The sequence below is a fragment of the Haloarcula marina genome, assembly GCF_024218775.1.
In the GTDB taxonomy this organism is placed as follows: Archaea; Halobacteriota; Halobacteria; order Halobacteriales; family Haloarculaceae; genus Haloarcula; species Haloarcula marina.
In genome coordinates, this window is sequence record NZ_CP100404.1 from 15,364 (window position 1) to 39,065 (window position 23,702).

Annotated in this window: 27 protein-coding genes and 1 tRNA gene; 12 read left to right on the forward strand and 16 right to left on the reverse strand. The window is 67.0% G+C overall.

Going from position 1 to position 23,702, the window contains the following annotated elements; translation table 11 throughout:
- Positions 1-157: 157 nt before the first annotated feature.
- Entirely contained in the window at positions 158-1,087 is a 930-nt protein-coding gene (rnz, locus tag NJQ44_RS00080; protein ID WP_254272649.1) for a ribonuclease Z, read from the forward strand.
- A 51-nt stretch (positions 1,088-1,138) separates the two neighbouring features.
- Positions 1,139-2,212, forward strand: coding sequence for a Gfo/Idh/MocA family protein (locus NJQ44_RS00085; protein WP_254272650.1), 1,074 nt, complete (start codon positions 1,139-1,141; stop codon positions 2,210-2,212).
- 133 nt (positions 2,213-2,345) lie between these two features.
- Here the strand turns inward: NJQ44_RS00085 and NJQ44_RS00090 are convergent, their stop codons facing one another.
- Positions 2,346-2,540 (reverse strand): helix-turn-helix transcriptional regulator, encoded by a 195-nt coding sequence (locus tag NJQ44_RS00090; protein WP_254272651.1) that lies wholly within the window; start codon positions 2,538-2,540, stop codon positions 2,346-2,348.
- Positions 2,537-2,932, reverse strand: a complete 396-nt coding sequence (locus tag NJQ44_RS00095) for a DUF2178 domain-containing protein (RefSeq protein ID WP_254272652.1) — start codon at positions 2,930-2,932, stop codon at positions 2,537-2,539. Before NJQ44_RS00095 ends, NJQ44_RS00090 begins: the two co-directional genes overlap by 4 nt.
- Before the next feature lie 201 nt (positions 2,933-3,133).
- On the opposite strand from NJQ44_RS00095, the gene NJQ44_RS00100 reads away from it, so the two are divergent.
- On the forward strand, positions 3,134-4,018 hold the full coding sequence (locus tag NJQ44_RS00100; RefSeq protein WP_254272653.1) for a PhzF family phenazine biosynthesis protein: 885 nt from the start codon (positions 3,134-3,136) through the stop codon (positions 4,016-4,018).
- 45 nt (positions 4,019-4,063) lie between these two features.
- A complete protein-coding gene (locus NJQ44_RS00105) occupies positions 4,064-4,618 on the forward strand; it encodes a sugar O-acetyltransferase (RefSeq protein ID WP_254272654.1) in 555 nt (184 codons plus the stop codon).
- 310 nt (positions 4,619-4,928) lie between these two features.
- Here NJQ44_RS00105 and NJQ44_RS00110 read toward each other — a convergent pair whose 3' ends face one another.
- Together NJQ44_RS00110 and NJQ44_RS00115 are read right to left on the reverse strand one after the other, a co-directional pair.
- Complete coding sequence (locus tag NJQ44_RS00110; protein ID WP_254272655.1) at positions 4,929-5,903, reverse strand: aldo/keto reductase; 975 nt, start codon at positions 5,901-5,903, stop codon at positions 4,929-4,931.
- Between the two features lie 58 nt (positions 5,904-5,961).
- Complete coding sequence (locus NJQ44_RS00115; RefSeq protein ID WP_254272656.1) at positions 5,962-7,356, reverse strand: PAS domain-containing sensor histidine kinase; 1,395 nt, start codon at positions 7,354-7,356, stop codon at positions 5,962-5,964.
- Positions 7,357-7,449: 93 nt separating this feature from the next.
- Here NJQ44_RS00115 and NJQ44_RS00120 point away from each other — a divergent pair, with 93 nt between their 5' ends.
- The 3 genes from NJQ44_RS00120 to NJQ44_RS00130 are packed head-to-tail and all read left to right on the forward strand — an operon-like array spanning position 7,450 to position 8,564.
- Entirely contained in the window at positions 7,450-7,821 is a 372-nt protein-coding gene (locus NJQ44_RS00120; protein ID WP_254272657.1) for a VOC family protein, read from the forward strand.
- Between the two features lie 39 nt (positions 7,822-7,860).
- Positions 7,861-8,139 (forward strand): zinc ribbon domain-containing protein, encoded by a 279-nt coding sequence (locus NJQ44_RS00125; protein ID WP_254272658.1) that lies wholly within the window; start codon positions 7,861-7,863, stop codon positions 8,137-8,139.
- A 41-nt stretch (positions 8,140-8,180) separates the two neighbouring features.
- Positions 8,181-8,564, forward strand: a complete 384-nt coding sequence (locus NJQ44_RS00130) for an ACT domain-containing protein (RefSeq protein ID WP_348533091.1) — start codon at positions 8,181-8,183, stop codon at positions 8,562-8,564.
- Between the two features lie 262 nt (positions 8,565-8,826).
- Here the strand turns inward: NJQ44_RS00130 and NJQ44_RS00135 are convergent.
- The 4 genes from NJQ44_RS00135 to ilvA form a co-directional block, all read right to left on the reverse strand.
- A tRNA-Ser gene (locus tag NJQ44_RS00135) sits at positions 8,827-8,908 on the reverse strand.
- A gap of 34 nt (positions 8,909-8,942) precedes the next feature.
- Entirely contained in the window at positions 8,943-9,146 is a 204-nt protein-coding gene (locus NJQ44_RS00140; RefSeq protein WP_254272660.1) for a DUF7981 family protein, read from the reverse strand.
- A gap of 5 nt (positions 9,147-9,151) precedes the next feature.
- The gene (locus tag NJQ44_RS00145; RefSeq protein WP_254272661.1) at positions 9,152-9,529 is read right to left on the reverse strand and encodes a RidA family protein; all 378 of its coding nucleotides are present in this window, start codon (positions 9,527-9,529) and stop codon (positions 9,152-9,154) included.
- A 36-nt stretch (positions 9,530-9,565) separates the two neighbouring features.
- Positions 9,566-10,777, reverse strand: coding sequence for a threonine ammonia-lyase (ilvA, locus tag NJQ44_RS00150; RefSeq protein WP_254272662.1), 1,212 nt, complete (start codon positions 10,775-10,777; stop codon positions 9,566-9,568).
- Between the two features lie 295 nt (positions 10,778-11,072).
- Here ilvA and NJQ44_RS00155 point away from each other — a divergent pair, with 295 nt between their 5' ends.
- On the forward strand, positions 11,073-12,707 hold the full coding sequence (locus NJQ44_RS00155; protein WP_254272663.1) for a potassium channel family protein: 1,635 nt from the start codon (positions 11,073-11,075) through the stop codon (positions 12,705-12,707).
- Between the two features lie 60 nt (positions 12,708-12,767).
- Here NJQ44_RS00155 and citZ read toward each other — a convergent pair whose 3' ends face one another.
- Positions 12,768-13,913 (reverse strand): citrate synthase, encoded by a 1,146-nt coding sequence (gene citZ, locus NJQ44_RS00160; RefSeq protein WP_254272664.1) that lies wholly within the window; start codon positions 13,911-13,913, stop codon positions 12,768-12,770.
- Between the two features lie 223 nt (positions 13,914-14,136).
- Between citZ and NJQ44_RS00165 the strand changes: the two genes are divergently transcribed.
- Positions 14,137-15,372: a potassium channel family protein gene (locus NJQ44_RS00165; RefSeq protein WP_254272665.1), complete on the forward strand. Its 1,236-nt coding sequence runs from the start codon at positions 14,137-14,139 to the stop codon at positions 15,370-15,372.
- Here NJQ44_RS00165 and NJQ44_RS00170 read toward each other — a convergent pair.
- Positions 15,353-15,604, reverse strand: coding sequence for a DUF7536 family protein (locus NJQ44_RS00170; protein ID WP_431357778.1), 252 nt, complete (start codon positions 15,602-15,604; stop codon positions 15,353-15,355). The two genes, NJQ44_RS00165 and NJQ44_RS00170, sit on opposite strands and share 20 nt — an antisense overlap.
- Before the next feature lie 129 nt (positions 15,605-15,733).
- Here NJQ44_RS00170 and NJQ44_RS00175 point away from each other — a divergent pair, with 129 nt between their 5' ends.
- Together NJQ44_RS00175 and NJQ44_RS00180 are read left to right on the forward strand one after the other, a co-directional pair.
- Positions 15,734-16,690, forward strand: a complete 957-nt coding sequence (locus NJQ44_RS00175) for a succinylglutamate desuccinylase/aspartoacylase family protein (protein WP_254272666.1) — start codon at positions 15,734-15,736, stop codon at positions 16,688-16,690.
- 241 nt (positions 16,691-16,931) lie between these two features.
- Positions 16,932-17,990, forward strand: a complete 1,059-nt coding sequence (locus NJQ44_RS00180) for a pyridoxal-phosphate dependent enzyme (RefSeq protein WP_254274354.1) — start codon at positions 16,932-16,934, stop codon at positions 17,988-17,990.
- Here NJQ44_RS00180 and NJQ44_RS00185 read toward each other — a convergent pair.
- The 3 genes from NJQ44_RS00185 to NJQ44_RS00195 form a co-directional block, all read right to left on the reverse strand.
- Positions 17,987-18,190, reverse strand: a complete 204-nt coding sequence (locus tag NJQ44_RS00185) for a hypothetical protein (RefSeq protein WP_254272667.1) — start codon at positions 18,188-18,190, stop codon at positions 17,987-17,989. The genes NJQ44_RS00180 and NJQ44_RS00185 overlap by 4 nt on opposite strands.
- Before the next feature lie 57 nt (positions 18,191-18,247).
- On the reverse strand, positions 18,248-18,463 hold the full coding sequence (locus NJQ44_RS00190; protein WP_254272668.1) for a DUF7511 domain-containing protein: 216 nt from the start codon (positions 18,461-18,463) through the stop codon (positions 18,248-18,250).
- Positions 18,464-18,624: 161 nt separating this feature from the next.
- Positions 18,625-19,890 carry a tRNA(Ile)(2)-agmatinylcytidine synthase gene (locus NJQ44_RS00195; RefSeq protein ID WP_254272669.1) on the reverse strand — a complete coding sequence of 422 codons (1,266 nt, stop codon included), beginning with the start codon at positions 19,888-19,890 and terminating at the stop codon, positions 18,625-18,627.
- Positions 19,891-20,017: 127 nt separating this feature from the next.
- On the opposite strand from NJQ44_RS00195, the gene NJQ44_RS00200 reads away from it, so the two are divergent.
- Positions 20,018-20,992, forward strand: a complete 975-nt coding sequence (locus NJQ44_RS00200; RefSeq protein ID WP_254272670.1) for a transcriptional regulator — start codon at positions 20,018-20,020, stop codon at positions 20,990-20,992.
- A 230-nt stretch (positions 20,993-21,222) separates the two neighbouring features.
- Here NJQ44_RS00200 and NJQ44_RS00205 read toward each other — a convergent pair whose 3' ends face one another.
- The 3 genes from NJQ44_RS00205 to pyrE all read right to left on the reverse strand — a co-directional run bounded on the left by NJQ44_RS00205 (position 21,223) and on the right by pyrE (position 23,606).
- Positions 21,223-21,480 carry a glutathione S-transferase N-terminal domain-containing protein gene (locus NJQ44_RS00205; RefSeq protein ID WP_254272671.1) on the reverse strand — a complete coding sequence of 86 codons (258 nt, stop codon included), beginning with the start codon at positions 21,478-21,480 and terminating at the stop codon, positions 21,223-21,225.
- Between the two features lie 69 nt (positions 21,481-21,549).
- Positions 21,550-22,986, reverse strand: coding sequence for an NCS2 family permease (locus NJQ44_RS00210; RefSeq protein WP_254272672.1), 1,437 nt, complete (start codon positions 22,984-22,986; stop codon positions 21,550-21,552).
- A gap of 80 nt (positions 22,987-23,066) precedes the next feature.
- Positions 23,067-23,606: an orotate phosphoribosyltransferase gene (gene pyrE / locus NJQ44_RS00215; RefSeq protein ID WP_254272673.1), complete on the reverse strand. Its 540-nt coding sequence runs from the start codon at positions 23,604-23,606 to the stop codon at positions 23,067-23,069.
- Positions 23,607-23,702 lie beyond the last annotated feature (96 nt).

Here is a 23,702-nt window from a genome sequence, read left to right on the forward strand (position 1 = left end):
GGCGATGGGACAAGAGGGGCCTAAATAAACCGGGCCGACAGTTCAGGGTCGAAGAGAGAACCAACTCTCCGCAAAGCCGAGGTTAGCGAGCGAAAGCCGAGCTTTGGTCGGTCGCTTTCGACACGCGTTTAGGCGGTGGCGGCCGACGACACGAACCATGCGAGTGACGTTCCTCGGGACGAGCGGGGCCATCCCGACGACCCAGCGAAACACGAGCAGTATCTTCGTCAACCGGGAGGGGGATTATCTCCTCTTCGACTGCGGCGAGGGGACCCAGCGACAGATGATGCGCTACGGCACCGGGTTCGCCGTCGACCACCTCTTCGTCACCCACCTCCACGGCGACCACGTGTTGGGAATTCCGGGACTCCTCCAGACGTTCGACTTCAACGACCGCGACGACCCGGTGGCGATTCACACCCCCGCGGGCACCCGCGGTAACGTCAAGCAACTCATCGAGGCCAACGGCACGACGCCCTCCTATCCGGTCCGCATCAACGAGGTGTCGGCGGGCGACACCGTGCTGGACCGACCCGAGTACGAGATTCGCGCCATCGCCACCGAGCATCGCTGTGCGTCGGTCGGCTACGTCCTCGCCGAGGACGACCGCAAGGGCGAGTTCGACCGCGAGAAGGCCGAGTCGGAACTGGGTATCCCGCCGGGACCGAAGTACTCGAAACTCCACCGCGGCGAGGCCGTCGAACACGACGGCCGCACCGTCCAACCGGAGGAAGTCGTCGGCCCGCCGCGACCCGGCCGCACGTTCGTCTACACCGGCGATACGCTCCCGACGCAGTCGGTCATCGAGGCCAGCGAGGGCGCGGACCTGCTGGTCCACGACGCCACCTTCGCCGAGGACCGGCAGGGGCGCGCGAGGGCGACGGCCCACTCCACCGCGAAAGAGGCCGCCGACGTGGCACAGGCGGCGGGCGTCCGGACGCTGGCACTGACCCACGTCTCCACCCGCTACGCCGGTCAGACCGGGCGATTGGGGTCGGAGGCCCGCGACCGATTCGACGGCGAGGTGTTCGTCGCCGAAGACGGGATGGAGCGGCACGTCCAGTTCCCCGACGGCGACGCCGAGTAGTCCGCGGCAAAGAGCGCGAGCTTTATTCGTTTCCAGCGTCGGTACGTACCAATGACTCATCGGATGGTACACGTGGGACTCGGTGGCCAAGGCCGCCACTGGGTCAGCGAAGCGATTCCCCCGAACATCGAAGCAGGCCGCGTCGAAGTCGTCGCCGCCGTCGACATGGACCCCGACCGACACGGCTACGCCGAGGACGAACTCGACCTAGACGCCGACCGCTGTTACACCGACCTCGACACCGCACTGTCGGAACGGGACGCCGACTTCTGTTCGGTCGTCACGCCGCCCGCGGCCCACGAACCCGTCGTCGAGACGGCGCTCGACCACGGACTCGACATCCTCTCGGAGAAGCCCATCGCCGACACGCTCGAGGCGTCGGTCCGCATCGCCCGCGAAGTCGAGGCCGCCGACGCGAAGATGGGCATCACGATGAGCCACCGCTACGACCAGGACAAGACGACGTTCCGCCGCGCCGTCTCCGAGGCCAGCCCCGTCGACTATCTCACCGCCCGCTACACCGGCAACGTCCGCCAGCGCGGCTACTACTCCGAGTACGTCCACGAGATGGCCGACATGCTGTTGCTCGACGGCGCGATTCACCATCTGGACATGCTCGCCTCCTTCGTCGACGCCCCCTGCGAACAGGTGTACGCCGAGACGTGGGTCCCCGACGGGGCCGACTACGACGGCGACTGCACCGGGTTCGTCACGCTCCGCTTCGCCGACGGCACCCGCGCCCAGTACGAGGGCAGTTACGCCAACGCGACGACGCTCAACGGGTGGGGCCACGAGCAGTTCCGCGCTGAATGTAAAGAGGAGACTATCGTCCTCGACGGCCGCGAAGTCGAACGCTACCCCTTCGACCCCGACGCCGTCGGCGACTGGAACGGCGTCGACGAGGACGATGCAGAGACGGTCCCACTGGCTGACCGCCCCCTCTGGGAGAACGCGTGGCTCATCGAGCAGTTCTGCGGGTGGCTGGACGGCGGCGACCCGATGGCGACTCGCGTCGAGGACAACCTCCAGTCGATGGCGCTCGTCTTCGCCGCCATCGAGAGCAGCGAACGCGGCGAAGCCGTCGACGTGCAGGCGTTGCTCGACGAGGCCAAGCAGAACGCGTAGGGACCGGCGGTTTCGAGCGCGGGTCTGCCGCTTGCGGTCCGAACGGCCGGAACGTCCGGCCGCGTGAAGCGACCACGGGGTAGGACTTTCTGGCAGTTCGTCTCTCCCATCCGAGCGAGAGCGGCGGCGACAGTTACCGTTCTGGCGAGAAGATGTCCTCGATGGCGCAGTCGTAGTGGTCGGCCAGCGCGAAGGCCAGGTCCAGCGACGGGTCGTACCGGTCGCGTTCGAGGGCGTTGATGGTCTGTCGGGTGACGCCGACGGCGGCGGCGAGGTCCGCTTGGCTCTCGCCCCGTTCTTCGCGGAGGGCCGGGAGTCGGTTGTTCATCGTTTCGCGCGCGCGACGGCGAGCATGAGACCCCACAGGGCGAACAGGCCGGTGACGAACCACGCGAGGTGTGCGAGCCACGGGGGCCAGTCGAAGAGACCGAGCGCCCACAGCGCCGTCAGCGTCGGGAACGCGACGGCCGAACTCAGGCCGACGACGGCGACGGTGTTCGCGCCCGCCTCCTGAAAGACGGTCGTGTCGCGTTCGTCGAACATGACGGTCTGCGAGCGGTGTTGGAGGACCGTGGCCGCGAGTGCGCCGACGGCGAACACCCCGACGCCGACCAGCGGATAGTCGGCGGCGATGAGGGCGACGAAGGCGAGGGTGGCGACAGCCCAGAGGCCGAAGTAGGTGCGGCGATACGTCGTCGTGGAGTGTGCGGTGGCAGTCATCGGGAACCACGTAAAGCTAGCTTTCCGTAAAGTTCGCTTTACACGTAAAGTGTGCTTTACATCAATCATAAATCTACCGGTGCATCCGACCCCGCCCGATAGCTGTCTCCGGCCGGGGACACCGGGACCGGATAGTACGGTGTGTGACCTCGCGACAGGGTCCCCCAACGTTATTTTTCGACCGCCGACGAGTGACCGCGTATGCCCTCCCCCTTCCACATCGTCGACGTGTTCGCCCGCGAGCGCTACGCCGGGAACCAGTTGGCCGTCGTCACCGACGCCGCTGGCCGCTCGGCCGAGCGGATGCAGGCCATCGCAGCGGAGATGGACTACTCCGAGACGACGTTCGTCACCGGACCGCCCGAGGACGGCGCGTGGCCGGTCCGCATCTTCACCCCGAACGCCGAGATTCCGTTTGCGGGGCACCCGACGCTGGGGACCGCACACGTCGTTCGGGAGCACCTCGCCGACGGCCGTCCCGAGACGGTGACGCTCGCGCTCGACGTCGGCGAGATTCCGGTCGACGTGCGGACCGCCGACACCGAGACGACGCTGTGGATGACCCAGCGCGCCCCCGAGTTCGGCGACAGACTCGACCACGCGTCGCTCGCCGAGGTCCTTGGACTACCGCGGGCCGCCCTCGACGACGACTGGCCGGTACAGGTCGTCTCGACCGGCCTATCGACCGTCGTCGTCCCGCTTCGGGACCGCGAGGGGCTGACGGCCATCGACCTCGACCGCGCGGCGTACGACCGGGTGACCGGCGACCGGGACGCCAAGAACGTGCTGGCGTTCTGTCCGGACCCCCGCGACGCCGCCCACGACTTCGCCGCCCGCGTGTTCGCGCCGTTCTACGACGTGCCAGAGGACCCCGCCACAGGCTCCTCGAACGGCTGTCTCGCGGCCTACCTCGCCCGCCACGAGTACGGCGACGGCCCGACCGTCGACGCCCGCGTCGAACAGGGCTACGAGATGGGGCGGCCCTCGCTGTTGCACCTGCGGGCCGACGCGAGCGACGAGGCGGTCCACGTCGAAGTCGGCGGTAGCGTCGTCCCCGTCGCCCGCGGCGAGTTGGTGTCGCGGTAGCCCCGCGGGAGAAACGCCTATTCGTCGGCCCCGACACCGATAGCCATGCCCAGCGAGAAGGAGAGGATGCTCCGCGGTGACCTGTACGACGCCGACGACCCGCAACTCGTCGCCGAGCGGAACCACGCGCGCGAACTCACCAGACGCTACAACCAGACGGCGACGGACGAGGACGCGGAACGGGACGCCATCCTCACCGACCTCCTCGGAAGCCGCGGGGAGGACTGTCACGTCGAACCGCCCTTCCGCTGTGACTACGGCTCCAACGTCCACGTCGGCGAGAACTTCTACGCGAACTTCGACTGCGTCGTCTTGGACGTGTGTCGAGTCGACATCGGGAAGAACTGCCAACTCGGCCCCGGCGTCCACATTTACACCGCGACGCATCCACTGGACGCGAGCGAGCGAATCGCCGGTCCCGAGTACGGCAAGCCGGTCACCGTCGGCGACAACGTCTGGGTCGGCGGACGAGCGGTCCTCAACCCCGGCGTGACCGTCGGCGACGACGCCGTCGTCGCGTCCGGGGCCGTCGTCACCGAGGACGTGCCCGACAACGTGGTCGTCGGCGGCAATCCCGCGACGGTAGTGAAAGAGCTGTAACGCCCGCTCAGTTGAGCCGCGGGTTGTCTATCGTCTCGAACCGATGGCCGCAGGCCGGGCACTCGACGACTTGTGGGCCGTCGGCGGTGCTCACCACCGCGAATCGGCGGCTCCAACTCACGTGGCCGCAGTCGGGACAGCGGCGGACGAAGGGCGGAATCATGGTCGGTGGACGTAGTAGGAAGTAGTCGTCGAGCCGATAAGTCGTTGGCGACGGGGTGTTGCTCTGCGGGTCGGTTCCCCACGTCGCTGTACCGTGGGTCGCTCTGTTCCCCGTTCCGTCGAGTTCCTCACTCCGTTCGGAACCTCGCTACTCGTGCCCGTACACTTCGACAGGCTCGTACGGCTCCTCCAGGTACGCCACGTCCGACGCCGAGAGGTCGACCTCCAGCGCCTCGACGGCGGCCTCCAGATGCTCGATGCTGGACGTGCCGACGATAGGTGCGGTGACGTTGTCGTTCTGGAACTGCCACGCGAGCGCGATTTGAGCCATCGTCACGCCGTGGTCGGCCGCCAGTTCCTGCACGCGCTCGTTTATCTCCTGACTGCCCGGCCCCTCCGCGTAGGGGACTTCGGCGGTCTCCGTCTCGTGGACGCCGCGGGTCGTCGCCTTGAACTCCTCGTGTGGCCGCGTGAGATAGCCCGCGCCGAGCGGACTCCACGGCAGGACGCCGACGTTCTCGCGGTCGCAGAGCGGGTACATCTCGCGTTCCTCCTCCCGATAGGCGAGGTGGTAGAGGTCCTGCATCGTCTCGAAGCGCGCGAGTCCCTCGCGGTCGCTGACGTGCAGGGCGTGCTGGAACTGGTGTGCCCACATCGAAGACGCGCCGATGTGGCGGACCTGCCCGCGGCGGACGGCGTCGTCGAGCGCCCGGAGCGTCGTCTCGATGGGGGTGTCGTAGTCCCAGCGGTGAATCTGGTAGAGGTCGACGGTGTCCATCCCCAGACGGTCCAGCGAGTTCGACAGTTCCTGCTCGATGGTCTTCCGCGAGAGGCCCCGCGCGTTCCGGTGGTCGCTCGCGCCGGGGAACCGGACCTTGGTGGCGACGACCTGCTCGTCCCGGTCGTACTCCGAGAGCACGTCGCCGAGAATCTCCTCGCTCTCACCCGCCGAGTAGACGTTGGCGGTGTCGAAGAAGTTCACGCCGAGGTCGATGGCCCGCTCGACGAGTTTCGCACCCTCCTTTTCGTCCAGCATCCACTCGCGGCCGCTCCCGAAGCTCATACAGCCCAGACAGATTTTGCTGACTTCGATACCGGTCGAACCCAGTGTGGTGTACTCCATACCCCCACCAAACGGGCGCGGCTGTAAATACGCGTTCCCGGCGGCGGGTCGTGCCAGTTCACTCGGCCCGCGGCAGCGACACCGTGACGACGTTGCCCGTCTCGGTAGTGTCGAGGTCGATGGACCCCCCGGCGACGTCGACCACCCAGTAGACGAGCCAGAGTCCCAGCCCGCGGCTGTGGTTGACGGCGGACATGTCGTGGTCGCCGAGCAGGACCCGGCGGTCGAGGTCGGGGATGGCCGAGGCCGTGTCACTGACCGTCAGTTCGACGCGGTCGCCGACACACGCGACGCGCACCCGGACCTGCAACGCTCCGGAGGTGTCGTGACGGATGCCGTTCTCGACCAGTTCGGCGACGGCACAGCCCAGTTCCTTCGGCCCCTCGACGACGGCGCTATCTGGCACTGTCACCTCGATGTCCGCGTCCGGATATCGCTCCCGGAACGGCCGGACGGCGTCGGGAACGACCGTCGCGAGGTCCGCCGTCGCCGCCCGCGGACGCTCGCTGATGACCTGCGTTATCTCGCGTTGTTTCTCGGCGGTCTGCAAGAGCCCGTCGCCCGCCCGGCGAATCAGCCGTGCCCGGTGCGAGACGTCCTCGTCGGGGTGCGATTCGAGGGTCTCCGCGCTCCCGATGACGACGTTCAGGTCGTTGCGGATGTTGTGTCGCAGGAAGTTGTCGAGCACCGCGAGTTGGCGCTCCCGGCGACGGCGGTGGGTCACGTCGCGCGTGAACCCGACGATGCGGACCACTTCCCCGTCCTCGACGATGGGCTGCCCCTGCACCCACACCCAGACGCCGTAGTCGCGCTCGGCGTTGACCCGGTACTCGACGTCGACCGGTTCACCGGCCGAGAGTCGCTCCATCGCGGCCTCGACCGCAGCGCGGTCCGGCGGGTAGATACACTCCATGAACGCGAGCGGGTCGTCCGCCAACTCGTCGACCGGTCGGCCGTAGATGTCCTCGTAGGCCGGGTTACAGAACAGCAGTTCCGAGCAGTCGCCGTCGAACATCCAGAGGACGTCGTTGGTCGTGTGGGCCAGTTCCCGGAGTCGGCGGTCCGTGGCGTCGCGTTCGTGTTCCGCCTCGATTCGGTCGGTCACCTCCCGAGAGCTAACGACGTAGCCGTCGAGACCCGCGTCCGTCAGGTTCGACATCCGACTCTCCAGCCAGACCCAGCCCCCGTCGGCGGTTCGGTGGCGGTAGGTCGACGTCTCGGCGACGAACTCCTCGTCGGTGTCGACGATAGCATCGAAGTCGGCGAGGACCGCAGGCCGGTCATCCGGGTGGATGTACTCGAAGGCGTTCGTCCCCAGTAACTCGGCGCGGTCGAAACCCAGTATTCGCTCCCCGGCCCCGTTGACGTACGTGTAGGTCCCCGATTCGTCGACCACCGCGAGCTTGTCTTGGGTGTACTCGAGAAGTAGCTCGGTCGGTTCGGCCGACTCCATTTCCCACCCACTTCGGTATCTGGATATAAAGTACCGGCGGCGAACGGCACCCACACCGGTACAGTCAACTCGGCGGCCGTCCCATCGTCGGCCATGGAACTCGCACACGCCGCCATCTGCGTCTCGGACGTAGAGCGCGCGATGGCCTTCTACGAGACGCTCGGCTTCGAAGAGACCCACCGCTTCACGCTCGACGGCGTACAGAACATCTATCTCGGACGCGACGGCGACGCCGACATCCAACTGCGCTACGACGCCGACCGGACGACGCCCATCGCGCCGTCGCGGGCCGACGTTGACCACATCGCGTTCACCGTCGACGACGTCGACGAGACGTTCGAGACGGCCATCGAAGCGGGCGGGACGGCAGTCCTCGAACCGACGGCAATCGAACCGGCCGACGCCTACGCCGCGTTCGTCGAGGACCCCGAAGGCTACACGCTGGAGTTCTACCGCTCCCAGTAAGCCCCGACAACCTACGTAGCATCGACACGTAGTGCCGGTATGTTCACGCTCGGGGAGTTGTACGTCCTCGTCGTGACCATCACCGCGTTAGTGGCGCTCATCGCCGCCGTTCCGGTGCTTCTCGGTATCGTCCGCGAGGGACGCGAGCGGTGGCGGACCGGCGGCCCGCCGCCGACCGACGAAACCGCGGGTGGGAGCACCGACGGCGGCGGGACGGACGACCCTGCCGACCTACCCGCCCGACGCGACTGTCCGCACTGCGGTGCGGCCAACGGTCCGGGGTTCGCCTACTGTCAAGAGTGCGTCCAGCGGTTGTGAGCGGCGGCGATTTCCGCATCAAGGACGAACCGTCGCGTATGATGGACCCCGACGAGTTCCTCGCCGACAGCACGGTCACCGTCTCCCCGGAGCGGTACGCCGTCGTCAGGACCGACCGCGAGTACCCGACGGCGTTCGCCACCGTCCGAGACCAGAACGAGACGACCGTCGTCGTTCCCGAAGACAACTACGACGCGGCGGACGGCGAGGACGCCGAACGGGGCTGGCGAATCCTCACCTTCGAGGTGGTCCTCCCGTTCGAACTCGTCGGCTTCCTCGCGCGGGTCGCGACGGCCCTCGCCGACGCCGAGGTGTCGGTGTTCGCCCTCTCGGCGTTCTCGACAGACCACCTGCTCGTCAAGGACGACGACGTGGACCGGGCGGTTCGGGCGTTGGCGGAGTTGGGGTGTGACGTGAAGCGATAGTCCCGTTTTCGGGCACGGATGTGTTCGTTTCGCGCGACGATGCTCGCCCGGACCAGTACCATCAGTACCGGGCATCGAAACGACGCGTTCGCGGAGTGAGTATGCGTAGTGGACGGTAGCATCCGTGCGAGCGGAGCGAGCACGGTTCACTGAACCGAGGCCGAAGGCCGAGGTTCAGCCTTTTTCACCCACGTTTTTCGAGGAGCCCTCGCCACAGCGAGCCAGCGGCTCGCGAGGAAGGGCGACGACGAAAAACGTGGGACGCCAGGACTGGGATTTGAACCCAGAATCCCGAAAGGGAACACGCTTTCCAGGCGTGCGCCTTACCGTTCGGCCATCCTGGCTCTGGTACGCAATCGAGAGTGTGTGGGCGGGCGGTTAAGGGCTTTCGTTTCCGGGCAGACGGCCGTGCGCCGTGTACGTCAGTACCGTGGCAGCGACGGCCACGACGAGGGCGACGCCCGCTTTGGCGACGATGCTCACACCCTCACCGGAGAGCAGTTCGTACCCCTGCGCCAGGACGAGGAACGAGAGCGCGCCGACGACGCCCCACAACAGACTCGATTTCGTGCGAGCGTCCACGGGTATCACCTGACGGCGACGGCTTCGATTTCGACGGCCGCGCCCTTCGGAAGGGCGGCGACGCCGACGGCCGACCGCGCCGGTGGTTCGTCGTCGAAGAACGTCTCGTAGGCGTCGTTCATCGCCTCGAAGTCCTCGATATCGTCGAGGAAGACGGTCACCTTCAGCACGTCGTCGAGGCCGGACCCCGCTTCGTCGAGGACCGCTCGGAGGTTGGAGAGGGCCTGTTCGGTCTGGTCGGCGACCGAGGCGTCGGCCCGCATCTCCCCGTCGGGCGTGAGTGCGATTTGCCCCGCCGTGAACACGAGGTCGTCGGTGGTCGTCGCTTGGCTGTACGCGCCGACAGCGGCGGGCGCGTCGTCGGTGTGGACGGTGCGTTTCACACCCGAGAGGACGCGGCCAGCGGCATAAAACGCCCGTCAGACCAGCACGTCGACGACGTAGCCGTGGTCCCGCAGGGCGGCGAGGAGTTCCTCGACGTGGTCGGGGCCGCGGGTTTCGAGGTCCAACTCGACTTCGGCGTCGTTCATCGCCACGTCGCGGTTGGTCCGGTCGTGCTCGATGGCGTAGATGTTCGTCTGCTGGGCCGAGAGCACGTCGACCAGTTCCTCCAGCGCGCCGGGGCGGTCCTTGAGGACGGTGCGAATCTTCAGGTACCGGCCCGTCTCGACGAGGCCGCGCATGATGACGTTGGTCAGCGTGTTGAGGTCGATGTTTCCGCCACACAGCGCCGGAACGATGGTCTCGCCCTCGTCGTAGTCGAACTTCCCTTCGACGAGGGCCGCCAGCGCGACGGCCCCCGCACCCTCCGCGAGGGTCTTCGAGCGTTCGAGGAGCGTCGTCAGCGCCACCGCAATCTCCGAGTCGGTGACGGTCACCACCTCGTCGACGCGGTCTTTGATGACCTCGAACGTTCGCTCGCCGACGGTTCGGGTGGCGATGCCGTCGGCGATTGTCTCGACGCCCTCGCGTTCGATTCGATGGCCCTTCCGTAAGGATTCGACCACGCTGGAGGCGCCCTCGGCTTGGACGCCGATGACGCGGATGTCCTCGTCTTTCCCTTTCAGCGCCGTGGCGATGCCGCTGATGAGGCCGCCGCCGCCGATGGGGACGACGACGGTGTCGACGCTCGGCAAGTCCTCGTAGATTTCGAGGCCGATGGTGCCCTGTCCGGCCATCACGTAGTCGTCGTCGAAGGCGTGGACGTAGGTGCGGCCCTCCTCGCGTTCGATTTCGTGGGCCTTCTCGGCGGCCTCGTCGTAGTCCTCGCCGTGGAGGACGACCCGGCCGCCGTAGCTTCGGGTGGCTTTCACCTTCGAGTTGGGCGCGTGTTGGGGCATCACGATAGTCGAGTCGACCCCGATACGGGTCGCCGCGAGCGCCACGCCTTGCGCGTGGTTGCCCGCGCTGGCCGTAACGACGCCGTTCTCGCGTTGCTCGGCGGAGAGCGTCGCGATACGGTTGGTCGCGCCGCGAATCTTGAACGCGCCGGTACGCTGGAACAGTTCCAGTTTCAGATGCACGTCCGCGCCCGTCATCGCAGAGAAGGTGTGCGAGTAGTCCAGCGGCGTGTGCCGGGCCGTCTCGGCCACCCGGTCCTGGGCGGCCAATACGTCCTCGAACGAGAGCATATGCCCGGCCTACTCGCTACGGCGTGTTATACTGTCGGGACGGTCCCGCCGGTGTCGGATGTGGTCGCGGAAAACGGATGGGGAGGAGCGTGTGACTGCACGCTAACTCAGTGAACGTAGGTACTTAAACACCACCGAACCAGAGTGGAAGTGTAATCGCAGGACGAAGGCTCCCCGAATCCGCTGTCAGCCCCGCGTCAGACGAAGTTTTCGTTGATAAACAAAACTGTCTGACACGACTGTGGGCAAGGGGTGTCAGAACTGTTTTAGGCGGCCTCGGCTACGTACAGTGTAGATGGACACTTGGCAGCGCCGCACGCTGTTGTACGTCGTCGGCCTCGCTGGCGTCATCCTCGTCTTCTCGCTCGCCTACGACTACGGGATGAGCGCCTTCGAGAACGACCCGCGGGAGTTCCTCCACTCCCTGCAGGTCGTCGTCGAGACGTTCACGACCACCGGATTCGGTTCCGACGCGCCGTGGACGAGCAACAGGATGCGCCTGCTTATCATCGTGATGGACATCACCGGTGTCGTCCTCATCTTCCTCGCGCTACCGGTCCTCCTCTTCCCGCTGTTCGAGGAAGCGATGGAGACGGAAGCACCGAACCGCGTCGAGCGTGACCTCGTGGACCACGTCGTCATCTGCCACTTCACGCCCCGCGGCGAGACGCTGGTGACCGAACTGGAGACGTGGGACGTGGACTACGTCGTCGTCGAACCCGACCGAGACCGGGCCGACGACCTCTACGACGAGGGGTACCACGTCATCAACGCCGACCCCCAGTCCGTCGAGGGATTGGAGCATTCCCGTCTCGCCAGCGCCCGAGCGCTGGTCGCCGACGCCTCCGACCAAGTGAACACGAGCATCGTCCTCACCGCCCGCGAAGTCGACGAGTCGGTCCGCACCGTCAGCGTCGTCGAGGAACCCGACCGCGCGAAGTACCACGACCTCGCGGGGGCCGACGCCGTCCTCTCGCCGCGCGGCCTGCTGGGCGAGAGCCTCGCCGGAAAGGTCACCACCGGCGTCTCGGCCACGCTCGGGGACGATTTCGTCATCGGCGAGGACTTCGACATCGCCGAACTGCCCATCCACAGGGGGAGTGACCTCGTCGGGACGACGCTGGCCGAGAGCGGCATCCGCGAGGAGACAGGGGTCAACGTCATCGGCGCGTGGTTCCGCGGAGACTTCGTCAGTCCGCCCGCACCCGACGCGGAACTGGGGGCGAGCACCGTGTTGCTCGTCTCCGGGACCGCTTCGCAACTCGAGTCGCTGAAGGCGAAGACGCTCTCGGACGTTCGGGGCTTCCGGCGCGGCGAGACGGTGGTCGTCGGGTACGGCGAGGTCGGCCAGACCATCGCCAGCGGACTCGAAACGGCAGGCGTACCGTACACGGTGCTCGACCGCACGGAGATGGACGGCGTCGACGTCGTCGGCGACGCCACCGAACCCGATGACCTGCGGGCCGTCGGCGTCGACGACGCCCGCACGGTCATCCTCGCGCTCTCGGAGGACACCGACACGGAGTTCGCCACGCTCGTCATCCGCGACCTGAACCCCGACGTGGAGATCATCGCCCGCGCCGAGGAGACCGAGAACGTCCAGAAGATGTACCGCGCCGGGGCCGACTACGTGCTCTCGCTGGCGACGGTCAGCGGCCGGATGCTCGCCTCCACCATCTTAGAGGACGAAGACGTCATCTCGATGGACCAGCAGGTCGAAATCGTCCGGACCGACGCCGGATCGCTCGCTGGCGAGACGCTGGGGGAGGCCGACGTGCGCTCGAAGACCGGGTGTACTGTGGTCGCCGTCGAACGGAACGGCGACGTCCTGACCGACCTCGGCCCCGGCGTCGAGGTCCGGTACGGCGACAAACTCGTCATCGCCGGAACGGACGCCGGTGTCAACCGGTTCACGTCGCTGTACAACTGAGACAGTTTCTCCCAGCGAAACCACGGGAAAAAGCGCGAATCGCGACTCGCGGAGAACTACTTACCGCTCGTCAAGCGGGACGAACGTCGTTTCCTCGGGCTTCGGTCCCGTGTAGCGGGCCCGCGGCCGGATGAGGCGGTTGTCCTCGATGTACTCGATGACGTGGGCGACCCAGCCACCGACGCGGGACATCGCGAAGATGGGGGTGTAGATGTCGATGGGGATGCCCATCTGGTAGTACGTCGACGCCGAGTAGAAGTCGACGTTGGGAGCCAGTCCCTTCTCCTCTTTGAGGTACCCCTCGATGGTCGTGGACATCTCGTACCACTTCAGGGACCCGGCGGCCTCGCCGAGTTCCTTCGACCGCTCGCCGAGAATCTTCGCGCGCGGGTCCTTGACGTTGTAGACGCGGTGACCGAACCCGGAGACGCGTCGGCCTTCGTCGAGCGCGTTCTGGACCCACTGCAGCGGGTCGGCCTCGGAATCGTCGACCTCTTTGAGCATCTCCATGACGTCCTGATTCGCGCCGCCGTGGAGCGGGCCTTTCAGCGTGCCGATGGCCGACGTGACGGAACTGTGGAGGTCAGACAGCGTCGACGCCGTGACCATCGCCGAAAAGGTCGAGGCGTTGATGCCGTGGTCGGCGTGGAGGACGAGCGCCTGGTCGAACACGTCGGCCAGCACGTCGTCGGGTTCCTCGCCGTTGAGCATGTACAGGAAGTTCGCGGCGTGGTCCAAGTCCTCCCGCGGTTCGACGGGGTCCTCGCCGTCACGGATGCGAGTGAACGCGGCGATGAGGGTTGGAATCTTGGCCGTGATGCGGCGACCCACGGCGAGGTTGACCGCCTCGTCGGTGGGTTCGGCGTCCTCGGGGGCGGGGTCGTGCGCCGAGAGCATCGACACCGCGGTCCGAAGCGCGGCCATCGGCTCCTCGTCGGCCTCGGCCAGCGAGCGGACCGTCGCGAGAACGTCGTCGTCGACCTCACGCTCGCTCGCCATCTCCGACTCGAACTCCGCGAGTTCGGACTGATTCGGGAGGTGGCCGTACCAGAGCAGATACAGCACTTCTTCGTAGCTAGCACCGTTCGCAAGGTCCTCGATGGTATAGCCGCGATAGACGAGCTTGCCCGCGTCACCGTCGATGACGCTGAGCCCAGACTCGGCGACGAGGACTCCCTCCAGCCCTTTCTTGAGGTCGTCGGACATACGACAATGGTTCCCGACCGGCCGGGAAAAGCATTTTCTTTCCGGGCGTGTGTGTCCCACACCCGCCGCGGGAGAACTGGATGTTCGGGCGTTTTCTGTCTATTTTGGGCCACTACCGACAATTGTTCTCCCGTTGAACTGTATTTTCTTCGACCGGTGTGCGAACTCCCGTCGTCGGACCGCACGGCGAACGCTTTTGCGACGCGGTGTCGAACGCCTACGCATGGAGTTGACGGGAACCGTCGAGTACGAACCGGTGAGCGTGAAAGCGGTCCTCGCGGAGATGAAAGACACCGCCGAACTGCTCATCGACCTCTCGTACTCGGCGGTGTTGTTGCGGAGCGACGACGTGGCCGCCGAGGTGCTGGAACTGGAGGCGAAGATGGACGTGCTCCAGATGCGGGCGCGAATGAGTCTGCTGATGGCCTGTCGGTCGACCGACGACGCCGAGACGCTCGCGCCGGTATTGAGCATGGTCGGGGCCGCCGAGAAGATTAGCGACGCCGCGGGGGACATCGCCAAAATCGTCTTAGAGGACATCGGCCTCCCCGACTCGATGCGGGCCGCACTCCCCGAAGCGGTCGAGACGCTCGTCCGCGCGACTGTCACGCCCGAGTCCCGCCTCGCCGGGCAGACGCTCGGCGACCTGAACCTCGAAACCGATACCGGCGTGCGAGCGCTGGCGATTCGCCGACAGGGCAACTGGCTGCTGAACCCCGACCGGGAGACGCGACTCGAAGCCGCCGACGTGGTCCTCTTCCGCGGCCCCGAGGACGGCGTCAGCGAGGTGTACGCCGACGCCACGGGAGAGACGTACGAACCGCCGGAACCGCCCGCGGGCGGCGACGAGGACCTAGAGCGGGCGGTCGATTCCATCATCCTGATGAAGGACATGGGCGAACTCGCCGTCGATTTGGCCTACGGCGCGGTGCTGTTCGACAGCAAGGCCGTCGCCGAAGAAGTCGTCGAACTCGAAGCGGAGGTCGACGCGCTCCAGTCCCGGTTCGAGGCGTGGACGCTCCGGGCGGCCGCCGACGTCGACGACCCCGTCTCCCTGCGGGGGTTGGTCCACCTCGCACGGTCGACGGAGGTCATCTCCGACGCGGCGCTCGAAATGAGCGAGGGCGTCCTCCGCGGCCTCTCGACGCACCCTGTCGTCGCGGAGGCGGTCCGCGAGTCCGACGAGATACTGGTCCGGGCCACCGTCGCCGACGACAGCGAGTTCGCCGGAACGACCATCGGCGACGCCGCCGTGAAGACGGCAACCGGAATGCGCATCATCGCCGTCCGCCGCGGGGCCAGCGAGAGCGACCGAACCGGGCGCAGCGGCGGCGACTGGGTGGTCTCGCCCGGACCGGCGACGCCGCTCCGGGCCGGTGACGTGTTGCTCGCGAAGGGGACCCGCTCGGGCGCGGAACGGTTCACCGCGCTCGCCGAGGCTACCGACGAGCCAGCCTGATTGCCGACCCGACGGTGAAGGCGATGGTCAGCAACGCCCCGAGCGAGACGACCAGGACGAACGCGAGCGCCGCGTAGAGAACCGTCGGGCGGCCCGTCCCGGGGAGGACGAACACGACGACGATGACCGCCGTCAGCGCTGCCGCGAGGGCGAACCCCGCCTTCGCGTTGCGCGGGACGTTCAACGCCGCCATCATCGCGGCCGGACCGCTCTGTCGCTCGGAGTCTGACACGCCCGGACGTAGGGCAGGGAGTCAAAAGACCCCATTGGTCGGCCGCGACCGACGGGACGCCAGTTTTCGACGACTGGACGGCGCGAGAAATCCGAACCAGTAAAAACCGACGGGCCGAACAGAGCCGTTATGGTAACTTTCGGTACAGCGAACGCCGCCCCCGGTGAGATGGACACGGGGCGGCTAGAGGTCGGCGAAACCCGTGACGGGAGTACGGTGGGGCTCCCGGTGGCCGTCGTCAACGGGGCCGCCGACGGGAAGACTCTCTACATGCAGGCGGCCAGCGACGGTGACGAACTGAACGGGGTGGGCGTCATCCAGCGAGTCCTCCCGCAACTGGACCCCGCGGACATCGCCGGGACGATTCTGGTCTGTGGCATCGTCAACTACCACGCCTTCCAAGTCGCGGAACACCGCAACCCCATCGACGACACGAAGATGAATCGGGCCTATCCCGGCGACGCGAGGGGCACGTCGAGCGAGCGCATCGCCGCCGCCACGTACGACGCCGCCGTCAGCGCCGACCTCGTGTTGGACCTCCATCAGGGGTCCACCTCGCGGATGATAGACGAGGTCCGCGTTCGCTGTGGCACGCGCCACCGCCTCCACAACGAGTGTCTCGAACTCGCGAAGGTCTTCGGCTGTGGGTACATCCTCGACCAGAAGGGGCCGGACGGCCAGTTGGCCCGGGCCGCCCCCGACGAGGGCGTCCCCACCGTCGACCCCGAACTCGGCGGCTGTGTCGGCTGGGACGAGACATCCATCCAGAAGGGCGTCGACGGCGTGTTCAACGTCCTCACGTACTACGACTTCCTCGACGGCCAGTACCGCCCCCGCGCCCAGACCCGCGCGACCGGCTTCGAGCAGTACGGCTCGCCCGCCGGCGGGCTAGTGGACTTTCAGGTCGACCTCGGGGACCGCGTCTCCCGCGGGCAGACCCTCTTCGAGATTACGGACGTGTTCGGCCAACAGAAGGCCGAGGTGACCGCCGACTCCTCGGGCATCTTCTGGCGCTCGCGTCGCCTCCCGCAGGTCGCCACCGGCGAGTACGTCTGTTCTGTCGGGACGAGTCTGGATACCTACTAAGACCCACTTTGTACAGTCGTTCGAGAGCGCGACGGTCTCTCGTGATGACGAAAGACGCCATTGGCACCTTCCGAACCCCGTACTCCAAAAGCGTGGGGAAAAACGCGCGATGTTGCGTACGCACAGCGAACGAAGGGTCGTCAACGCTTTCGCTGACGGTGTGTCGGCCGCTGAAACGGCCTCCCGGCCACCACCCTCCGTCTCCGTCACCTTCTGGTCGCTCGCCGCCCTCGGTCGGGCCATGCGAACGTGTGAGTCCTGCGGCCGCGAGTACCCCCGCGACCGACCGTGGCGGTGTGACTGCGGGCACGCCCTCGATTACGTCGACCAGCCAGTACCGGACGGCGGGCCGCGCGAGTTCGACCGCGACGCTGGCATCTGGGCGTTCGAGGAGTTCCTGCCGATGGACGAGGCGGTGACCCTCGGCGAGGGGTGGACGCCGCTGGTCGACGCGCCAGCGTGGGACGCGACGTTCAAACTGGAGTTCCTCCACCCCACGGGGAGTTTCAAAGACCGCGGGGCGGCCGCCGTCGTCGCGGAAGCGCGGGCAGTCGGGGCCGACCGGATACTCGAAGACTCCTCGGGCAACGCCGGGTTAGCCGTCGCCAGTTACGCCGCGCGGGCGGGCATCGACGCCGAAATCTACGTTCCCGCGGACGCGAAAGCCGAGAAGCGACGGCGCATCGAGCGCACCGGGGCCGACGTGGTCGCCGTCGAGGGCGACCGGCAGGCCGTCACCGACGCCTGTCTCGACGCCGTCGAGGCGGGCGAGGGGTGGTACGCCAGCCACGCGTGGAACCCCGCGTTCTTCGCGGGGACGGCCACCGTCGCGTACGAACTGGCCGCCCAGCGCGACTGGTCGGTCCCCGACGCGTTCGTCACGCCGCTGGGCCACGGGACGCTGTTTCTCGGCGCGTACCGCGGCTTTCGCGCGCTGAAAGCGGCGGGCTGGATAGCCGAACTCCCGCGACTGCTCGGCGCGCAGGCCGTCGGCGCGAGTCCCATCGCCGACGGGCGACACGGCCAGCGAGCGGGCGAGAACGCGCTGGCCGACGGCATCCAGATTCACGACCCGGCGCGGGCCGACCAGATTCGGGCGGCCATCGACGACACCGGTGGCGATGCCGTCGCCGTCGACGAGGCGGCGACTCACCAGGCCCACCGACGGCTCTCGGCCTCGGGGTTCCACGTCGAACCTACGTGTGCAACGGCGGTCGCAGCGCTGGAGACGTTCCGCGAGCGCGGCGTCCTCGGTCCTGACGAGGACGTGGTCCTCGCGCTCACCGGACGGAACGCCTAGCGCCACACGAGTAGCGAGACGGGCACGTCGGAGTCGATAGATATCCACTGGGTCTCCACGTCGGCCGGGTCGACGTCCGCGGCGTAACAGATGTAGCGTTCGGTCCCGTCCGAGCGGTTTCTGACCACCGCCGGGAGGACCCCCTCGTCCGGCTCTGGGGATGGCGTGCCGCCATCCGGCGACCAGTGCTCAGTTCCCATGCCCGGACCCGAGGCTCAGGGACAGTATTGTTACTAATAGGCTAGCGATAGAAGGCCCTACCGAACGGTGTCTAAATCGACCAGTTCGTCCGCCGACACCGCGAGCCACTGGGTCGCCACCTCGTGACCCGGCCGGTCTTTTGGGTACAGCAACGCCCGCTTGCCACCGTTCGAAGACGGTTCGAGTTCGGCGAACAACACCGTCTCCGCGAAATCGTCCTGTGGGAGTGGTGGGGCTTCGTCCGGTCCGGCCAGCGGGCGGTTACTGCTCATGCCACCACTGTTAGTTGGTGGTAACGTTTGTTATACAGCGCATAACCGATAAACGAGCCAACAGTTGGTACCCCCTACTTCCGCTGCCCGTCTCGTTCATCGGGTCGCGCCGTGCGTCTCCCGCGGGTCGCAAGCGACCGCGCCGCGTTCGCGCTCGGAACCTATCGCTCCGGGTGCGTCGGTCCGTCGAACCCACCACGGACCAACGGCTTGGCGATGTGCCGTCGCGCCACCGGCGGCACTTCGTACCACCCCCGTTCGAGTTCGCGGTCGACCCGCCGTTCGACTTTTCCGTCGGCGCTCGTCCCACAGTCTCGACAGCGATAGCCTTGGTTGCGCCCGGCGGAGGACATCGAGCGGTCACAGTCGGGGCAGGTCGGCGTGACGCGTTCGGTCGTCCGAAGGTCCCGGACCGCGAACTTCTCCAGTTTGAGCGTCCCGTCCGAGACTTCCCCGCAGACGGTGAGGCGGTCGCCGACGCGGAGCGCCCGCACTCGGTCGCGGAACCGCTTGGTCGGTTCGAACGCCGCACAGCGGAGCGTCGTCTCGCCGTCGCCGACGGCGAGGAAGACGTGGCCGCCCTCGCGGGTCTCGGGCGCGTCGACCACCGCGCCCGTGACGCGGTAGGCGCTGTCCTCGCTGACGGACCCGAGCGCCGCGTCTTGGAGGTGCACGTCCGTCCCCTGATTCGTGTGAAACGTCGCCGACGCGGCGACGGGTTCGCTCTCGATGGCGTCGGCGACGGTCCGGCAGGCCTCGGGGTCGTCGCCGCGAATCCCGTAGAGGATGGGACAGGGCGTCCGCGGGACACACACCGGATAGCCGGAGTCGCAGTCCACCGTGTCCCACACCGTCGGATAGTGGGCGTCGGCGGCCGCGCGGACGCTCTCGGGTGTCACCTCGCGGTCGGTCCCCCACCGCGACTGCTCGCGGTAGGCGATGTGCTCGTAGGTCCACTCGTCGAGGGCGGCCCACGCGCCGACGGCGGCGAGTGCGCCGACGAGGCCGCGGCCGTTGCCGCGTTCGAGGCGGGCGAACCCGGCGAAATCCGAGAGCGTCGTCGCCGTCACGCGGTCCTGTATCGACCGAACCGCGGCAAGCGCGAAGTCGGCGACCTGCGGCGGGACGTTTTCGGGCGCGCAGTCGGCGACGACAGCGCCCGGATTCGTCTCTGGGTCGTCGGTCTGGGCGAGGGCCATCGTCTCGCGAGTCAGGTCGAGGACGCGGTCGGCGTCGAGGTCCGTATGCACTGCGAGCGCCGCGTTCCCGCGGGTCTTGTGTTCGACGGCGGGATTGAGGCGGACGAGGAGCAGTCGCTCGACGGCCCCGCCAGCGTCGCGTATCCGCTCGGCGAGTCGGGCGGCCGCGTATGTCGTACACATCCCCGTCTCGCGGGAGTCGGTATCGTCCAGTCCGACGACGGTCACGCGCGAGTGTAGCCGGGTCCCGCCCAAAGCCGTTTCGGGGTATCGGTCGGACTGAAAGACGATGCGCGGGCGGCACAACGCATATAATGCCTGAATGGCTTACGACCCAATAGAGGTACAGACCACTATGTCACGGTCCGCACTGGTCGGCAACGTCACCGCCATGCTCGAGGACGCTGGATTCCTCGTGAGCGACCGGTGTGCGATTCGACCGAAGAGCTTCGACATCGCGGCCCGCCGCGGTGAGGACGTATTGCTCGTGAAGATACTGGGCAATATCGACGCCTTCGACGCCCGGACGGGCGGCGAGATGCGCAGACTCGGAACCTACCTGAACGCCACGCCCATCGTCGTCGGCCTCCGTACCCGCGACGAAGACCTGAAACCCGGCGTCGTCTACTTCCGCCACGGCGTCCCGGTCCTCTCGCCCGATACCGCGATGGACCTCTTCGTCGAGGAAGTCCCGCCGCTCATCTACGCCGCGCCGGGCGGCCTGTACGTCAACATCGACTCCGAAGTTCTCGCCGACGTCCGCGAGGAGAAAGAGTGGTCGCTCGGTCGCTTAGCGAAGGAACTCGGTGTCTCCCGACGCACCGTCTCGAAGTACGAGGACGGGATGGACGCCTCCGTCGAGGTGGCCGCGCAGTTAGAGGAACTGTTCGAGGCGCCGCTGACCGCGCCCGTCAGCGTCTTGGAGGGGACCGAGGACATCCGGGACGACGAACCCACGCCCGAAGACCCCGACGTGGCCCCGGAGGACGAACCCATCGCCACCGTCTTCACCCGCATCGGCTTCGAGGTCCACCCCACCGACCGCGCGCCGTTCAAGACGGTCAACGAGAACGCCCGGCGGCGCGAGCAGGTGCTGACCGGTCACTCGGCGTTCACCGAGGCCGCCGAGAAGCGCGCGCGCATCATGTCCTCCGTCGGCGAGGTCACCCGCACCCGGTCGGTGTACGTCGTCGACGAACTCACCCGCGAGTCCGTCGACGGAACGGCGCTCATCGAGGAGGCCGAGATGGAGGAGATAGAGGACGCAGACGACCTGCGCGACCTCATCATGGACCGCGGCGTCGACCCCGAAGAAGAGGAACTCGCGTAGCCGTCGCTACCCGACGGACAGACGCGAAAATCGGCGGCCGACTACGCAGGCCGCGCCGCTACCGTACGTCTCGGTCCCACCTTTTCCGTCCTCGGGTTCGTCGCGTGGCTCCGAACCGCTCGTCGAAAAACGTGGTCTTGCTGAGCGAAGCGAAGCAAGGCTCGTCAGAGCGTCGCTCTGACGGCGGCGAAAACTACCGTTCGCGAACGGCGCGAGCGAACGGGATGATTTCAGGCCGCGCCGCTACCGTACGTCTCTTCGAGATACGCCACGATGTCGTCGGACTCGGGCATCCCATCGACGCCGTGGTCCGGGTCGACGAGGACCGGGACGCCCGTCTGTCCGGACACCTCCTTGACTTCGGTGCGCTCGTCGTGCGAGCGCGGGACCATGTGGGACTCGTACTCCAGTTCGAGTTCGTCGAGTTTCTTGATGACCTTCGCACAGTAGGGACAACCTTCCAGTTCGTACAGTTCGAGGTTCGCCATCTCACCGAGCATAGACAGGCGACCGGAAAAAGCGCGTCGGTGGTGTGTGCGCCGCGAGCAGAGGCGTTCTCAGACGGTGCTGGTGAGGACGCCGCCCGTGCGGACGACGAAGTACACCACGAACGCGGCGGCCAGCACCCACTGGCCGACGAGCACGTCGTCGAACTCGCCCTGTGCGGTCTTGACGATGGGGTACGAGACGATACCGGCGGCGATGCCGTAGGCGATGGAGTAGGTGAAGGGCATCACCATGATGGTCAGGCCCGCGGGCACGGCGTGCGCGAAGTTATCCCACTCGATGTCGACGATGTTGCGCATCAAGAGGACGGCCACGACGACCAGCGCGATGTGGGAGGCGTAGAGCGGAATCGCCGTCGCCAGCGGGACGATAGCCAGCGAGGCGACGAACAGGCCCGCGACGACCAGCGCCGTCAGGCCGGTCCGACCGCCTTCTTCGACACCCGTCGCGGACTCGATGTACGTCGTCACCGTCGACGTGCCGAGCATCCCGCCGATAGTGGTCCCGACGGCGTCGGCCATCAGCGGCTTGTCGATGTCCGGGAAGTCGCCGTTTTCGTCGAGGAAGCCACCGGCCTGCCCGACGCCGACGAGCGTCCCGGCGGTGTCGAAGAAGTCCACGAAGAAGAACGTGAACACGATGAGCGCAAAGGAGAAGGCCTCGACTTCTCCGAAGCCATCGATGAACGCGCCCGCAAGCGGCGTGATGTCGTACTGCGCGCTGGCGAGGCGGGAGGCATCGAAGCCGCCGTTGCGGACCGCTTCGGTCGCCAGCACGCCCGGTTCGGCCAGTCCGACGAACGTCGCGAGCGCGCCGAGAACCGTCGTCAGCAGGATGCCCACGATGATGGAGCCACGCAGGCCCGCCGCGTACAGGACGAACGTGAGGAACAGGCCGACGACCGAGAGGATTGCGACGGGTTCGCTGGCGATGCGGCCCAGTCCCACGAGCGTCGCGGGGTCGTCGACGACGATGCCCATCGCTTCGAGGCCGATGATGGCCAAGAAGAGGCCGATACCCGTCCCGACGGCGAACTTCACCGGTTCGGGGAACAGTTGGATGATGTACTCACGCGCGCCGACGGCGGTGAGGATGATGAAGATGATTCCCTCGACGACGATGGCGGCCAACGCCGTCTGCCACGGCACCTCGAGGACGCCGACGACGGTGATAGCGAAGAACGCGTTCAGGCCCAGTCCGGGCGCGAGGCCGAACGGCCGATTCGCGTAGAACGCCATCACCAGCATCGCGATAGCCGAGGAGATGATGGTGACGACGGCGAGCATCTGCAGCACCTCCGCCGGCGAGAACCCGGCGATGGCGATGCCGCCGGGCGTGTTGTCGTCCGGGAATGCGGTGAGGATAACGGGGTTGAGGAAGACGATGTAGCTCATCGTCAGGAACGTCGTAATCCCCGCGAGCACCTCGGTCCGTACGTCGGTGTCGTGTCCGTCGAGGTCGAACAGTTCGTCCAGTGTACCAGCCATTTACCCGAATCACTGTATAGACCGGCTTAAGCGTGGCGAGAACGGCAAGTAATAGTCGCTCAACCGACTCGTTCGTCAGGTTACGCGTCGACGTCTTCGGGCGCGTCGGCCAGCAGGTCCGACGCCGTGACCAGCGATTCGAGTTCGAGGTCGTGGGCCGCGAGGTTCTCGCTTGCGCCCTCCTCCCGGTCGACGACGACGAGCACCCGAGAGACCGTCGCGCCAGCGTCGCGCAGGGCCTCGGCGGCGTCGATAGCGCTCTGGCCCGTCGTCGCGATGTCCTCGATGACGACGACTTCCTCGCCCTCGTCGAGTTCGCCCTCGATGAGGTTGGCCGTGCCGTACTCCTTCTGTTGCTTGCGGGCGATGACGTAGGGCAGGCCCGTCTCGACGCTGGTGACCGCGACCAGCGGCACCCCGCCCAAGGCGACGCCAGCGAGTTTCGTGTCCGCGACTCGCTCGGCGAAGGCTTCGGCGATGAGTTCCAGACACCGCGGGTTCGTCTCGAAGACGTACTTATCGACGTAGTAGTTCGACGTGCCGCCGTGCGAGAGTTCGAACTCGCCGTACTTGACGGCGTCAGCGTCCCGGAGCGCCGCGATGAGTTCGTCGTTTGCCATACAGGGGTGTCTGCGGGCCGGTGGCTAATGGCTGTTGGAATCGCGTAGCAGTCGGTGCGGTTGTCGCTGGGAACGAAACTGGGAGTTAGTACAGCC

Coding starts and splice junctions, on each gene's coding strand:
- rnz (WP_254272649.1), top strand. CDS start 158: ATGCGAGTGACGTTCCTCGGGACGAGCGGGGCCATCCCGACGACCCAG.
- NJQ44_RS00085 (WP_254272650.1), top strand. CDS start 1,139: ATGACTCATCGGATGGTACACGTGGGACTCGGTGGCCAAGGCCGCCAC.
- NJQ44_RS00090 (WP_254272651.1), bottom strand. CDS start 2,540: ATGAACAACCGACTCCCGGCCCTCCGCGAAGAACGGGGCGAGAGCCAA.
- NJQ44_RS00095 (WP_254272652.1), bottom strand. CDS start 2,932: ATGACTGCCACCGCACACTCCACGACGACGTATCGCCGCACCTACTTC.
- NJQ44_RS00100 (WP_254272653.1), top strand. CDS start 3,134: ATGCCCTCCCCCTTCCACATCGTCGACGTGTTCGCCCGCGAGCGCTAC.
- NJQ44_RS00105 (WP_254272654.1), top strand. CDS start 4,064: ATGCCCAGCGAGAAGGAGAGGATGCTCCGCGGTGACCTGTACGACGCC.
- NJQ44_RS00110 (WP_254272655.1), bottom strand. CDS start 5,903: ATGGAGTACACCACACTGGGTTCGACCGGTATCGAAGTCAGCAAAATC.
- NJQ44_RS00115 (WP_254272656.1), bottom strand. CDS start 7,356: ATGGAGTCGGCCGAACCGACCGAGCTACTTCTCGAGTACACCCAAGAC.
- NJQ44_RS00120 (WP_254272657.1), top strand. CDS start 7,450: ATGGAACTCGCACACGCCGCCATCTGCGTCTCGGACGTAGAGCGCGCG.
- NJQ44_RS00125 (WP_254272658.1), top strand. CDS start 7,861: ATGTTCACGCTCGGGGAGTTGTACGTCCTCGTCGTGACCATCACCGCG.
- NJQ44_RS00130 (WP_348533091.1), top strand. CDS start 8,181: ATGGACCCCGACGAGTTCCTCGCCGACAGCACGGTCACCGTCTCCCCG.
- ilvA (WP_254272662.1), bottom strand. CDS start 10,777: ATGCTCTCGTTCGAGGACGTATTGGCCGCCCAGGACCGGGTGGCCGAG.
- NJQ44_RS00155 (WP_254272663.1), top strand. CDS start 11,073: ATGGACACTTGGCAGCGCCGCACGCTGTTGTACGTCGTCGGCCTCGCT.
- citZ (WP_254272664.1), bottom strand. CDS start 13,913: ATGTCCGACGACCTCAAGAAAGGGCTGGAGGGAGTCCTCGTCGCCGAG.
- NJQ44_RS00165 (WP_254272665.1), top strand. CDS start 14,137: ATGGAGTTGACGGGAACCGTCGAGTACGAACCGGTGAGCGTGAAAGCG.
- NJQ44_RS00175 (WP_254272666.1), top strand. CDS start 15,734: ATGGTAACTTTCGGTACAGCGAACGCCGCCCCCGGTGAGATGGACACG.
- NJQ44_RS00180 (WP_254274354.1), top strand. CDS start 16,932: ATGCGAACGTGTGAGTCCTGCGGCCGCGAGTACCCCCGCGACCGACCG.
- NJQ44_RS00185 (WP_254272667.1), bottom strand. CDS start 18,190: ATGGGAACTGAGCACTGGTCGCCGGATGGCGGCACGCCATCCCCAGAG.
- NJQ44_RS00190 (WP_254272668.1), bottom strand. CDS start 18,463: ATGAGCAGTAACCGCCCGCTGGCCGGACCGGACGAAGCCCCACCACTC.
- NJQ44_RS00200 (WP_254272670.1), top strand. CDS start 20,018: ATGTCACGGTCCGCACTGGTCGGCAACGTCACCGCCATGCTCGAGGAC.
- NJQ44_RS00205 (WP_254272671.1), bottom strand. CDS start 21,480: ATGGCGAACCTCGAACTGTACGAACTGGAAGGTTGTCCCTACTGTGCG.
- NJQ44_RS00210 (WP_254272672.1), bottom strand. CDS start 22,986: ATGGCTGGTACACTGGACGAACTGTTCGACCTCGACGGACACGACACC.
- pyrE (WP_254272673.1), bottom strand. CDS start 23,606: ATGGCAAACGACGAACTCATCGCGGCGCTCCGGGACGCTGACGCCGTC.